Origin of the sequence: Marivita sp. (assembly GCF_051251565.1) — a bacterium.
In the GTDB taxonomy this organism is placed as follows: domain Bacteria; phylum Pseudomonadota; class Alphaproteobacteria; order Rhodobacterales; family Rhodobacteraceae; genus Marivita.
This window is the reverse complement of record NZ_JBPOFB010000006.1, coordinates 24,670-37,452: the sequence shown is the minus strand read 5'-3', so window position 1 is coordinate 37,452 and position 12,783 is coordinate 24,670. Positions and strand designations below refer to the sequence as shown.

Below are 12,783 nucleotides of genomic sequence, written 5' to 3'. Positions count from 1 at the left end.
GGCTTACCCCGCTTGAATGGTTTCGATTGCCTCTGCTTTTGCCAGTATTTCACGCGCCGTGGCAACGTGAAGGTTTTCAACGATCTTGCCATCAACCACGGCAACCCCCTGACCGCCTGCTTCCGCCTCTTCAAACGCGGCGATCTGGCGGCGGGCCAGGTCGATCTCTTCGGGGGCGGGCGCAAAAGCAGTGTTGGCGATATCCACCTGCGCGGGATGGATCAACGTCTTGCCGTCAAAGCCCATATCCCGGCCCTGCACACATTCTGCGCGCAGCCCCTCGTCGTCCTTGAACGCGTTATACACGCCGTCCACGATCACCAGCCCCTCGGCCTTGGCCGCCAAAAGACAGATCGACAGCGATGTCAGCATCGGCAAACGATCCGCACGGAACCGGGTCTGCAAGTCCTTGGCAAGGTCATTGGTGCCCATCACCATGCCAGCCAGCTTGGGATGTGCCGCAATTTCAGCCGCGTTCAGCATGGCGCGCGGGGTTTCCATCATCGCCCAGATCGGCAGATCGCCAGTGATCGCCCCAAGCGCATCCAGTTGCGCGGCGCTTTCGACCTTGGGCAACAGCACCGCATCGCAGTCCATCTGCGCGACCGCCTCGGCATCCGCACGGCCCCATTCAGTGTCCAGCCCGTTGATCCGCACAATCCGCACCCGCGCGCCATAGCCCCCCGTGGCCAAAGCCCCTGTCAGGGTCGCCCGCGCGGCTGGCTTTTCATCCACCGCCACCGCATCTTCAAGATCAAAGATGATCGCATCAACAGGCAGCGTGCGGGCCTTCTCCAACGCCCGGTCTTTCGACCCGGGGATGTAAAGAACCGAACGATAAGGGCGGCTGCGCATGTCCATAGCGGTCTCCTGAGCGAGTCTGTCTGGCTTGACGTAATAATGTTGCGCCAGAGAGCTACATTCTTTTGCGAAAACTGCAAGCTTGTTCTGCCGCAGCGCAGAAAAAAGCTGTCCATGCCCTGCATCGCACGCCGCGTTAACCAAATCTAAGGGCACAGGCCGGACGCTTTGCCAATCTCACAGCCTAAAAGGGGTAAGGCGATGAAACAGCATTTCTGGACAATGACGGCTCTGGCCATAGGCGCGCTCATGGCATCAGCCACCCTGTCACAGGCGCAACAAAACTGCGCGCCGCGTGATCTGGTGATGGAACGTCTGGCCAGCGCCTATGGCGAAACCCGGCAATCCATCGGCCTTGGCCAGAACAACACGATGGTCGAAGTTTTCGCCTCCACCGACACCGGCACCTGGACCATCACAGTCACCACAGCCGCAGGTGTGACCTGCCTTGTCGCCAGCGGTCAGGCGTTCGAGGTTCTGGCCGAAACCCTGCCTATCCCAGCCGAAGACGCCTAGGTCAGGGCGTCCCAGATCAGCTTGGTTCCGGTCACCATGAGCAACACATAGGTCAGGCCAAAGAAATACCGTTCGGGCACGACATGATGCGCCCGAACGCCAAGATACGTCCCCAAAATCGCAAACGGCGCCAGCGCAAGGTTCAAGGTCAGGGTCTCAAGCGTGAAAAAGCCCATCGCGGCATAGATCCCCGCCTTGAGCACATTCATCGCCCAGAACACGATCACTGTTGTGGCCTGAAACGCGGTCTTGCTTAACTTCCGACCCAGCAAATACACCGCAGCGACCGGCCCCCCGGCATGGCTGACAAAGCTGGTGAACCCCAGCGCGACACCAGCAGAGACCCCGGCAGTTGGCGACATCGGGCGTTCCCCGATCCGCACCCATCCAGCCGCCTGCACCAATTGCCACACCACAAACCCGACCGAGATCCCGCCGATCAATAGACGGATCACGTCGTCATCCGCCCAGCCAAAGAACAACGCACCCAGAATCGTGCCGGGCACCCCGCCCCACAGCAAAAGCCGCGTCTCGGGCCAGCTCCACTTTTTCCAATAGGCCGGAAGACTCGCCGCATCGATCAACATCAGCAGCGGCAACATGATGCCCAATGCGATGGCCGGTTCGACCACAAGCGCCAGAATCGACGCGCTCGCAAAGGCAGCACCGGACCCAAACCCACCCTTTGACACCCCCGCAAACAGCACGGCAGGCACGCCAATCGCAAAAACTGTCCAGCTCAGAGCGTCCATAAAAGACTCACTTTCCCACGGGATTTCATTGACATATCCGGCAACCGCACGGTCCGCCACCCGCGACGTGCGTCTCAGCCGCACTTGCGAAAACGCATCAGGCGGACTAGCACAGCGCAAATTCAAAACGGACCGGAGACAAATTCCATGGCCAGACCCAAGATTGCCCTTATCGGCGCGGGACAGATCGGTGGCACACTTGCCCACCTCGTGGCACTCAAAGAACTGGGTGACGTTGTGCTTTTCGACATCGCCGAAGGCACCCCCGAAGGCAAGGCGCTCGACATCGCTGAATCCGGCCCATCCGAAGGCTTTGATGCGCGTCTCAAGGGCACGCAGGATTATGCCGACATCGCAGGGGCAGACGTCTGCATCGTCACCGCCGGTGTGCCGCGCAAGCCGGGCATGAGCCGCGATGACCTGCTGGGCATCAACCTCAAAGTGATGAAATCCGTGGGCGAAGGCATCGCCGCCAACGCACCGGACGCGTTTGTGATCTGCATCACCAACCCGCTTGACGCGATGGTGTGGGCGCTTCAGCAATTCTCCGGCCTGCCGACACACAAGGTCTGTGGCATGGCCGGTGTTCTGGACAGTGCGCGCTTCCGCCACTTCCTGAGCCTGGAATTCGACGTATCCATGAAAGACGTCACCGCCTTCGTTCTGGGCGGTCACGGCGACACGATGGTGCCGCTCACACGCTATTCCACCGTTGCCGGTATCCCACTGCCCGATCTGGTCAAGATGGGCTGGACCACGCAGGACAAACTGGACGCTATCGTTCAGCGCACCCGTGACGGCGGTGCCGAAATCGTTGGCCTGCTGAAAACCGGCTCGGCCTTCTACGCGCCCGCAACGTCGGCGATCGAGATGGCCGAAGCATACCTCAAAGACCAAAAGCGCCTGCTGCCCTGCGCGGCCTATTGCGACGGCGAATTTGGCCTCAACGGCTTTTACGTCGGGGTGCCGACCATCATCGGTGCAGGTGGCATCGAAAAGGTTGTGAACATCGACTTGCACAAAGACGAACAAGTCATGTTCGACAATTCGGTCAATGCCGTCAAAGGCCTTGTTGAGGCCTGCAAAGGCATCGACGACAGCCTGACCTAAGACCGGGTCTAGAACTACAGTTTAGAAAGGGCGGCCCATGGGCCGCCTTTTTGCATTACAGCGTGTCCAGAAATTCCAGTGGATCGACCAGATTGAAATTCTGGAAATATCCCCCGATCCCGCCATCGAAATCCGACAGCTCTTCGTCCATGAACTCTTTGACCAGCGCGTCGTACTTCTTGGACAAAACGGTGCTGCGCGGGTTCAGGTTGCGGATCAGAACCAACCCCGTCGGGGCGGCTGACAACACGTCGATCTGAAGATCGGGGCGATATTGCTGCAAGATCAGCAGCGTCTTCCACACATCACCCGTCCACTGACCATCATGGAACTCGCGTTCGGCCATGTAATCCGTCGTCGGGCAGCAATCATGCAGCGCGATCACCCCGTCTGGTGACATCAGCTTTTCCGCCTCGATGAAATCACGCAGCAGAAATTCAAACAGATGCATGCCGTCCAGAAACGCAAAATCAATCTTGATCTTGTTTTGTTTGACAAACCCCTCGGCAAAGAAATCATCGCTGGTTTGCTGGAAGAAATGCATCTTGCGACCCGTCGCATTCACCACCGGAAAGCTGATCTGAAACTTCGGATCCACCGCAATCGTGTTGCATTTGGCCAAGGACAGGCTCTTGCCGGTGAAGGTGCCGACCTCAAGATACCAATCGGGTTGCAGCTTTTCATGCAATCGGTTGAGAACCCGGAAATACCGCAACCCGTCAATGACAGGGATCGGAAGCGCGTCTGCAACATCTTTCATGGCTTTTTTCTCCAGTTTGCTGCGCCGCAAGTCTCTCAGAAATTGCGGTCGTTCAGAGTCCGTCATGAACCCCTGATGTTTCGGTCGGCCCAAGGCCCGTGAGGCGTCAAAGTCTTTCTGGTCGGGACAGCGCCACGCCTCAGTTGCGCGCAGCACACCGTGCCCGATGAACAGGTCTTGAAGTTTCTTGAAATCCAGCGCAACAAGCGCGGTGTTGTCCGCCCGGTCCTGCGGCCAGATCACATCGTCAATCGCATCAATCCGGTGGATGGCTGCGTTGGTAAAACTGCTCAGATGGTTGGCGATCAGCGGTGGAAACTCGGTCCGGCGCTGCAACACATAAACGGACGCCGTATCACGGATCGAAAATGGCAGAATATGAAGCGCCGACCCATCCGCCGCTATGACCGTATCCGCATGGCGGTACATCGCAAGCTGCTGCGCAAGCGTCAGGGTTTCCGGCGCGACAATATCAAACCCCGCCCGCGCCAAATTATCCTCAAGGATGTCTTCGCACAGATGCCGCCCCGCCGTACCTGACAGCCTGTCACGGGTGATGTAGATCTTGCGCCCGAACTCGGACGCGCCCGGCGTCGGCATCCGCCCCTTGATCCAGTCCACATAAACCTGCGGAGCGGCGCACCAGATCACTTCGCTGAACAGGTCCGGCGCGGTATAAAGCGTCTCGACATGCGCCGGTCTGCGCAGGATTTTGTAGTCGTTCTCGATTCCTAGTGTCGCCAGCAGGGTTTCCAGAAACCGGTGTTCGCCCGAATCATACATCATCGACACGAACAACAGCTTTACCGATTTCGGCACATGCTCGATCGCCCAAAGCATCCCGAGGCTGCGGGTGATGATATGCCCAAACTGCGCTGACAAAATTCCGCAGAACAACCATTCGCCGTGCAGCGTTCCGGCATCCGCCAGCGCCGCGTCTCGAACCTCTTTGGTCGCAAGGCTGGCACGGTGGATGGTGCGCATCTCGGTATTGCAAAGCGGGGCGCCCGCCGCATCAAACGCACCCGCATGAAACCGCGGACCTGTGCGCACGCCACGACGAAAGGGCACGACAAACGCGTCCCTATGCCCTTCGATATGCTCGAAAGGCAGGCTTGCCATGCCAACCGGAGACCCAGTCTCCGGGCACGCCTCAAAAGCGCGGGGTCTGGTGTTCATTCTACTGCGTCGTCCTCATGTGCCACGATTTGGGTGCGTCAGGCGCGTGTGGCATCGCTGTAACGGTACGCGGTTCCGTGATTCCGCGTCAACTCAGATGCAAATCAAAAGAATCGGGTGTGTCTGACCTGCACGACAAATCCAACGCGCTCCTGCGATTCACTTTTGTGATCACAGCTAAAAAACGTGTGATCACAAATGTCGCTTTTTCGCCGATTTGCCCGCCCTGCGTCAAAAAAGCCTTTATTCCGCGACGGTATACCACCGTATATCGCCAGCAATCGCAGCAAAAGACGGGACAGTTGACCGATGAACATCCACGAGTATCAGGCGAAAGCCCTGCTACGCAGCTACGGCGCCCCGGTGTCGGACGGCCGCGTGGTTCTCAAGGCCGAAGAGGCCAAGACCAAGGCAGGCGAAATGGACGGACCTCTTTGGGTGGTCAAGGCACAGATCCACGCAGGTGGCCGGGGCAAGGGCAAGTTCAAAGAAGACAGCGCTGGCGAAGCCGGTGGTGTGCGTCTTGCCAAATCGGTTGAAGAAGCCGCGGAAGAAGCCAAGAAGATGCTGGGCCGCACCCTTGTGACCAAGCAGACGGGCGACGCCGGCAAGCAGGTCAACCGCATCTATATCGAAGACGGCTCGGGCATCCAGACCGAGATGTATCTTGCCCTTCTCGTGGATCGCCAGACATCCCGTGTGTCCTTCGTGGCCTCCACCGAAGGCGGCATGGACATCGAGGAAGTCGCAGAATCCACGCCCGAGAAGATCCTCAGCTTCTCAGTCGATCCCGCCACCGGCTACCAAGCTTTCCATGGCCGCCGCATCGCGTTCAATCTGGGACTCGAAGGCAAGCAGATCAAACAATGCGTCGCGCTCATGGGCACGCTCTACAAGCTTTTCGTCGACAAAGACATGGAGATGCTGGAAATCAACCCGCTGATCGTGTCCGACGAAGGCGATCTGAAATGCCTCGATGCCAAGATGAGCTTTGACGGCAACGCCATGTACCGCCACCCCGAACTTGCGGAGCTGCGCGACGAGACCGAAGAAGACCCCAAAGAGCTTGAGGCGTCCAAGTACGACCTCAACTACATCGCTCTGGACGGTGAGATCGGCTGCATGGTCAACGGCGCGGGCCTTGCCATGGCGACGATGGACATCATCAAGCTCTACGGTGCCGAGCCTGCCAACTTCCTCGACGTGGGCGGCGGCGCGACCAAGGAAAAGGTGACCGAAGCATTCAAGATCATCACGTCTGACCCGCAGGTCAAAGGCATCCTCGTCAACATCTTCGGCGGCATCATGCGCTGCGATGTGATCGCCGAGGGCGTGATCGCGGCCGTCAAAGAGGTCGGCCTCAAGGTGCCGCTGGTTGTGCGTCTCGAAGGCACAAACGTCGAACAGGGCAAGGAGATCATCAAAAACTCCGGCCTCGACGTGATCGCCGCCGACGACCTCAAGGATGGTGCCGAAAAGATCGTGAAAGCCGTCAAAGGATAATTCGTAGGGTGCGTGATCTCACGCACCTTCCCGGAAAGATCGGTGTGTGAAATCACGCACCCTACATAGGAGAACGCCACATGGCCGTCCTCATCGACGAAAACACCAAAGTGATCTGCCAGGGCCTCACCGGCTCGCAAGGCACATTCCACACCGAACAGGCCATCGCCTATGGCACCAAGATGGTCGGCGGTGTGACACCGGGCAAGGGCGGGATGACCCATCTCGACCTTCCGGTCTTCAACTCGGTCCACGAGGCCCGGCACGTCACCGGCGCGAACGCCTCGGTGATCTACGTCCCGCCACCCTTCGCTGCCGACTCGATCCTCGAGGCGATTGACGCCGAGATGGAAGTCATCGTCTGCATCACCGAAGGCATCCCGGTGCTCGACATGATGAAGGTCAAGCGCGCGCTAGAGGATTCCAAGTCCCGCCTCATCGGCCCGAACTGCCCCGGTGTCATCACGCCCGACGCCTGCAAGATCGGCATCATGCCCGGCCACATCCACCGTCGCGGCTCTGTCGGGGTTGTGTCCCGCTCCGGCACGCTTACCTATGAGGCCGTGAAACAGACAACAGACGTAGGCCTTGGTCAGTCCACCTGTGTGGGCATCGGCGGAGACCCCATCAAAGGGACCGAGCATATCGACGTGCTCGAATGGTTCCTTGCGGATGACGAAACGCAAAGCATCATCATGATCGGTGAAATCGGTGGTTCCGCCGAGGAAGAAGCCGCGCAGTTCCTAGCCGATGAAAAGAAGCGTGGCCGCTGGAAACCCACCGCAGGTTTCATCGCAGGCCGCACAGCCCCTCCGGGCCGCCGGATGGGCCACGCAGGCGCCATTGTCGCCGGTGGCAAAGGCGGTGCCGAGGACAAGATCGAAGCGATGAAATCCGCAGGCATCGTCGTGGCCGAAAGCCCCGCCAGCCTTGGCGAAGCGGTTCTTGCCGCGATTGGCTAACTGCGTAGCGGGCCGATGCCCGGCCTACGCCAAACACCATGTAAGCCGGGCACATGCCCGGCTTGCCCACACACAAAGCCGCACGATAGCGGATCGCGTGACCCGCTTTCCTGCTGCTTGATCAGACCGGTCGGGAGGACCACAACACATGACGGATCAAAGCCCCAACGATCAATTCCATGCCTCCAGCTTCATGCAGGGGCACAACGCGGCCTATCTGGAACAGATGTACGCGCGGTATGCCAACGATCCCAATGCGGTCGATGAGGCGTGGCAGGCGTTTTTCAAGCAACTGGGCGACGACGATATCAGCGTCAAACGCGAAGCATCGGGCCCCAGCTGGGCGCGCGCCGATTGGCCGCCGCAGCCCAATGACGATCTGACAGCCGCGCTGGACGGACAGTGGCCGGCCCCACCGGTCGAGGCAAAAGCCGCTGGCGACAAGATCAAGGCCAAGGCGCAGGAAAAAGGCGTCGAGGTCACAGACGACGCCATCCAACGCGCCGTGCTGGACTCTATCCGCGCGCTCATGATCATCCGCGCCTACCGCATCCGGGGGCACCTTGCCGCTGATCTTGACCCGCTGGGCATGCGCGAAAAGACCGCGCACCCGGAACTGGACCCCAAATCCTACGGCTTTACCGAAGCCGACATGGACCGGCCGATCTTTATCGACAACGTTCTGGGCCTCCAGATCGCCTCCATGCGCGAAATCCTTGATATCGTGCGCCGCACCTATTGCGGCACTTTTGCCCTGCAATACATGCACATCTCGGACCCCGAACAATCCGCGTGGCTCAAGGAACGGATCGAAGGCTACGGCAAAGAGGTCGCGTTCACGCGCGAGGGCCGCAAGGCGATCCTGAACAAGATGGTCGAAGCCGAAGGCTTTGAGAAATTCCTGCACGTCAAATACATGGGCACCAAGCGGTTTGGCCTTGATGGCGGCGAAAGCCTGATCCCGGCGATGGAGCAGATCATCAAGCGCGGCGGCAACCTTGGCGTCAAAGAGATCGTTGTGGGCATGCCCCACCGGGGCCGTTTGTCGGTTCTGGCCAACGTGATGCAGAAACCCTACCGCGCGATCTTCAACGAGTTTCAGGGCGGCAGCTTCAAACCCGAGGATGTCGATGGCTCGGGCGACGTGAAATATCACCTCGGGGCTTCCAGCGACCGTGAATTTGACGGCAATTCCGTGCACCTGTCACTGACCGCCAACCCGTCGCACCTCGAAGCGGTGAACCCGGTTGTGCTGGGCAAGGTTCGCGCCAAGCAAGACCACCATGGTGACACATCGCGCCGGTCGGTCATGCCGATCCTGCTGCACGGTGATGCGGCGTTTGCCGGTCAGGGTGTTGTGGCCGAATGTTTTGCGCTGTCGGGTCTGCGCGGTCACCGGACCGGCGGCACCATCCATATCGTTGTGAACAACCAGATCGGCTTTACCACCGCCCCGCACTTTTCGCGCTCCTCGCCCTATCCGACGGACAACGCGCTGGTCGTCGAAGCACCGATCTTCCACGTCAACGGCGACGACCCCGAAGCGGTTGTGCACGCCGCAAAGGTCGCCACCGAGTTCCGCCAGAAATTCGGCAAGGACGTGGTTCTGGACATCTTCTGTTATCGCCGCTTCGGCCATAACGAAGGCGATGAACCGATGTTCACCAACCCTGTGATGTATAAAAAGATCAAAGGCCACAAGACCACGCTGTCGCTCTATACCGAACGGCTGGTCAAGGACGGCCTGATCCCCGAAGGCGAAATCGAAGACATGAAGGCCGCCTTTCAGGCGCGCCTGAACGAAGAATTCGAAGCCGGCAAGGAATACCGCCCCAACAAGGCCGACTGGCTGGATGGGCGCTGGTCGCATCTCGATCGGCAGAAACAGGGCAAGTACCAGCGCGGCAAAACCTCGGTTCAGCCGGACACGCTGTCCGAGGTCGGTACCGCGCTCACCCGCGCGCCTGATGGGTTCCCGCTCCACAAGACCGTTGGCCGCCTGTTGGAAACCCGCGCAGCCATGCTCGAAACCGGCGAAGGCTTCGACTGGGCAACAGCCGAGGCACTGGCCTTTGGATCGCTCTTGACCGAAGGCTACGGCGTCCGCCTTTCGGGTCAGGACAGCACCCGTGGCACGTTCAGCCAGCGCCATTCCGGCCTGATCAACCAAGACACCGAGGAACGCTACTACCCGCTCAACAACATCCGCGACGGGCAAGCCCGGTTCGAGGTGATCGATTCCGCCCTGTCGGAATACGCGGTGCTTGGGTTTGAATACGGCTACTCCTTGGCCGAACCAAACGCGCTCACCCTGTGGGAAGCGCAGTTCGGCGATTTCGCCAATGGCGCACAGATCATGTTCGACCAGTTCGTCAGCTCGGGCGAAAGCAAATGGTTGCGCATGTCAGGCCTTGTCTGCCTGCTGCCGCACGGGTTTGAAGGTCAGGGGCCGGAACATTCATCCGCACGTCTGGAACGCTTCTTGCAGCAATGTGGTCAGGACAACTGGATCGTGGCCAATTGCACGACGCCCGCCAACTATTTCCATATCCTGCGCCGCCAGCTGCACCGGTCCTTCCGCAAGCCGCTGATCCTGATGACCCCGAAATCCCTGCTCCGCCACAAGCTGGCTGTGTCCAAGGCCGAGGAATTCACCACCGGGTCCAGCTTCCACCGGGTTCTGTGGGACGATGCGCAATATGGCAACTCGGACACCAAACTGGTCAGCGACGACAAGATCAAGCGCGTCGTGATGTGTTCCGGCAAGGTTTATTATGACCTGCTTGAAGAACGCGATGCCCGCGGAATCGACGACATCTACATCCTGCGTTTTGAGCAGTTCTACCCGTTCCCGGCGATCTCTGCCGTCAAGGAACTCGAACGCTTCCCGCAGGCCGACATGATCTGGTGTCAGGAAGAACCCAAGAACCAAGGGGCCTGGACGTTCATGGAACCGAACCTTGAATGGGTTCTGGGCCGTATCAAAGCCCAGCACCCGCGCCCGCGCTATGTCGGTCGCGCCACATCGGCCTCGCCTGCAACAGGTCTGGCCAGCCAACACAAAGCACAGCAAGCAGCACTCGTTGACGAAGCGCTGACGATCGAAGGGAAGTAAGACATGACAACCGAAGTGCGTGTGCCCACTCTGGGCGAATCCGTGACCGAGGCCACGGTCGCCACATGGTTCAAAAAGCCGGGTGACACCGTTGCCGTGGACGAAATGCTGTGCGAGCTTGAAACCGACAAGGTTACCGTCGAAGTGCCGTCACCCGTCGCAGGCACGCTTGCCGATATCGTCGCAGGTGAAGGCGAAACCGTGGGCGTGGATGCGCTTCTGGCCAATATCACCGAAGGCGGTGCAGCTGCCACAAGCCCGGCCAAAGCCGCGTCCGAGCCGACCGCGACAGCCCCCGCCAAGCAAGAGGGCGGCGCGTCTGTTGATGTCATGGTGCCCACGCTTGGTGAATCCGTGTCCGAGGCCACCGTGTCCACATGGTTCAAAAAGGTCGGTGACACCGTCGCGCAGGACGAAATGCTCTGCGAACTTGAGACCGACAAAGTGTCCGTCGAAGTCCCTGCACCCAGCGCGGGCGTACTGTCGGAAATCGTCGCCGCCGAAGGCAGCACCGTGGCCGCCGGTGGCAAGCTTGGTGTGATCGGGGGCAGCGCCGCTTCCGCCGATACAGCGCCCAGCGCCGTGGCCGGTGAGACGCAATACACCACGCCCCCCGCAGGCAATGCAGGCCCCGGCAAGGATGTGGAAAACGCGCCCTCCGCCAATAAGGCAATGGCCGAAGCGGGCCTGTCTGCCGCGCAGGTCCAGGGCTCTGGCCGCGACGGGCGCATCATGAAAGACGATGTCGCCAAAGCGGTCGCCGCAGCCTCCTCTGCCCCGGCACCAGCGGCCACACCCGCCGCCCCGCGCGGCCCGGTCAGCGCCGATGACGCCGCCCGCGAAGAACGGGTCAAGATGACCCGCCTGCGCCAGACAATCGCCCGCCGCCTCAAGGACGCCCAGAACGCCGCTGCGATCCTGACCACCTATAACGAGGTGGACATGACCGAAACGATGGCTCTGCGGTCGGAATACAAGGACCTGTTCGAAAAGAAACACGGCGTGCGCCTTGGCTTCATGTCCTTCTTCACCAAGGCCTGCTGCCATGCGTTGAAAGAAGTGCCGGAAGTGAACGCCGAGATCGACGGCACCGACATCGTCTACAAGAACTTCGTCCATATGGGCGTCGCTGCGGGCACGCCGCAGGGTCTTGTGGTTCCGGTGATCCGCGACGCCGACAAGATGAGCTTTGCCGAGATCGAGAAAGCGATTGCCGAAAAAGGCCGCCGCGCCCGGGATGGCAAGCTGTCCATGGCCGAAATGCAGGGCGGCACCTTCACCATCTCGAACGGCGGCGTCTACGGCTCGCTCATGTCCTCACCTATTTTGAATCCGCCACAATCGGGCATCCTCGGCATGCACAAAATCCAGGACCGCCCTATGGCCATCAACGGCCAGGTCGTGATCCGCCCGATGATGTACCTCGCGCTCAGCTACGACCACCGCATCGTCGACGGCAAAGGCGCTGTGACCTTCCTCGTGCGCGTCAAAGAGGCGCTCGAAGATCCGCGTCGGTTGTTGATGGATTTGTAAAAAGGACGGTGCGTGTGAACACACACCCTACCATCTTGTAGGGTGCGTGATTTCACGCACCACTTTGGAGTGAGCATGACCCCCGAACTCACCGCCCTCACCCTCGCGGCCTTGCTGCAAGTCCTGCAATTCGTGGCCTACTCCGTCGCCGCCAACCGACAGGTCGGCACGAAAACCGCGATGGGGCCGCGTGACGAGCAGATCCACCTCACCGGCACTGCGGGCCGCCTGCAACGGGCCATGAACAACCATTTCGAGGGGCTGATCCTCTTCTCCATTGCCATCATGGTGATCACCTATTCCGGCCAGAACGACGACAAGACGGCCCTCGCCTGCGCCGCATATCTGATCGCACGCACCCTCTACGTGCCCGCCTATGTCTTCGGCTGGGTGCCGTGGCGGTCCCTGATCTGGGCGGTTGGTTTCATCGCCACGCTCTACCTGCTACTCACTGCTCTGATGTAGCTTCATCTTGCCCATAAACTCCGGGGG

General features: G+C 60.0%; 10 protein-coding genes. 7 read left to right on the top strand and 3 right to left on the bottom strand.

All coding sequences use genetic code 11. The annotated features are described in order from the left end of the window. Positions 1-3: 3 nt before the first annotated feature. Positions 4-861: an HpcH/HpaI aldolase/citrate lyase family protein gene (locus ACSHXH_RS10000; RefSeq protein WP_435671646.1), complete on the bottom strand. Its 858-nt coding sequence runs from the start codon at positions 859-861 to the stop codon at positions 4-6. A 201-nt stretch (positions 862-1,062) separates the two neighbouring features. Between ACSHXH_RS10000 and ACSHXH_RS09995 the strand changes: the two genes are divergently transcribed. Then, positions 1,063-1,377, top strand: coding sequence for a hypothetical protein (locus ACSHXH_RS09995; protein WP_435671645.1), 315 nt, complete (start codon positions 1,063-1,065; stop codon positions 1,375-1,377). Here the strand turns inward: ACSHXH_RS09995 and ACSHXH_RS09990 are convergent. Then, the gene (locus ACSHXH_RS09990) at positions 1,374-2,129 is read right to left on the bottom strand and encodes a sulfite exporter TauE/SafE family protein (RefSeq protein ID WP_435671644.1); all 756 of its coding nucleotides are present in this window, start codon (positions 2,127-2,129) and stop codon (positions 1,374-1,376) included. The genes ACSHXH_RS09995 and ACSHXH_RS09990 overlap by 4 nt on opposite strands. Positions 2,130-2,276: 147 nt before the next feature. Here ACSHXH_RS09990 and mdh point away from each other — a divergent pair, with 147 nt between their 5' ends. Then, on the top strand, positions 2,277-3,239 hold the full coding sequence (mdh, locus tag ACSHXH_RS09985; protein WP_435671643.1) for a malate dehydrogenase: 963 nt from the start codon (positions 2,277-2,279) through the stop codon (positions 3,237-3,239). Positions 3,240-3,294: 55 nt separating this feature from the next. On the opposite strand, the gene ACSHXH_RS09980 is transcribed toward mdh, so the two are convergent. Further along, a complete protein-coding gene (locus ACSHXH_RS09980) occupies positions 3,295-5,178 on the bottom strand; it encodes a glycosyltransferase 61 family protein (protein ID WP_435671642.1) in 1,884 nt (627 codons plus the stop codon). A gap of 309 nt (positions 5,179-5,487) precedes the next feature. On the opposite strand from ACSHXH_RS09980, the gene sucC reads away from it, so the two are divergent. The 5 genes from sucC to ACSHXH_RS09955 all read left to right on the top strand — a co-directional run bounded on the left by sucC (position 5,488) and on the right by ACSHXH_RS09955 (position 12,756). Further along, positions 5,488-6,681 carry an ADP-forming succinate--CoA ligase subunit beta gene (gene sucC, locus ACSHXH_RS09975; protein ID WP_435671641.1) on the top strand — a complete coding sequence of 398 codons (1,194 nt, stop codon included), beginning with the start codon at positions 5,488-5,490 and terminating at the stop codon, positions 6,679-6,681. An 80-nt stretch (positions 6,682-6,761) separates the two neighbouring features. Further along, positions 6,762-7,643, top strand: a complete 882-nt coding sequence (gene sucD / locus ACSHXH_RS09970; RefSeq protein WP_435671640.1) for a succinate--CoA ligase subunit alpha — start codon at positions 6,762-6,764, stop codon at positions 7,641-7,643. Positions 7,644-7,791: 148 nt separating this feature from the next. After that, positions 7,792-10,758, top strand: coding sequence for a 2-oxoglutarate dehydrogenase E1 component (locus tag ACSHXH_RS09965; RefSeq protein WP_435671639.1), 2,967 nt, complete (start codon positions 7,792-7,794; stop codon positions 10,756-10,758). A gap of 3 nt (positions 10,759-10,761) precedes the next feature. Further along, positions 10,762-12,291: a 2-oxoglutarate dehydrogenase complex dihydrolipoyllysine-residue succinyltransferase gene (gene odhB, locus ACSHXH_RS09960; protein WP_435671638.1), complete on the top strand. Its 1,530-nt coding sequence runs from the start codon at positions 10,762-10,764 to the stop codon at positions 12,289-12,291. Between the two features lie 75 nt (positions 12,292-12,366). Next, positions 12,367-12,756, top strand: a complete 390-nt coding sequence (locus tag ACSHXH_RS09955; protein WP_435671637.1) for an MAPEG family protein — start codon at positions 12,367-12,369, stop codon at positions 12,754-12,756. Positions 12,757-12,783: the final 27 nt, after the last annotated feature.

Excerpts from the sequence above, each read along its gene's own strand:
- ACSHXH_RS10000 (WP_435671646.1), bottom strand. The coding sequence starts at position 861 with ATGGACATGCGCAGCCGCCCTTATCGTTCGGTTCTTTACATCCCCGGG.
- ACSHXH_RS09995 (WP_435671645.1), top strand. The coding sequence starts at position 1,063 with ATGAAACAGCATTTCTGGACAATGACGGCTCTGGCCATAGGCGCGCTC.
- ACSHXH_RS09990 (WP_435671644.1), bottom strand. The coding sequence starts at position 2,129 with ATGGACGCTCTGAGCTGGACAGTTTTTGCGATTGGCGTGCCTGCCGTG.
- mdh (WP_435671643.1), top strand. The coding sequence starts at position 2,277 with ATGGCCAGACCCAAGATTGCCCTTATCGGCGCGGGACAGATCGGTGGC.
- ACSHXH_RS09980 (WP_435671642.1), bottom strand. The coding sequence starts at position 5,178 with ATGAACACCAGACCCCGCGCTTTTGAGGCGTGCCCGGAGACTGGGTCT.
- sucC (WP_435671641.1), top strand. The coding sequence starts at position 5,488 with ATGAACATCCACGAGTATCAGGCGAAAGCCCTGCTACGCAGCTACGGC.
- sucD (WP_435671640.1), top strand. The coding sequence starts at position 6,762 with ATGGCCGTCCTCATCGACGAAAACACCAAAGTGATCTGCCAGGGCCTC.
- ACSHXH_RS09965 (WP_435671639.1), top strand. The coding sequence starts at position 7,792 with ATGACGGATCAAAGCCCCAACGATCAATTCCATGCCTCCAGCTTCATG.
- odhB (WP_435671638.1), top strand. The coding sequence starts at position 10,762 with ATGACAACCGAAGTGCGTGTGCCCACTCTGGGCGAATCCGTGACCGAG.
- ACSHXH_RS09955 (WP_435671637.1), top strand. The coding sequence starts at position 12,367 with ATGACCCCCGAACTCACCGCCCTCACCCTCGCGGCCTTGCTGCAAGTC.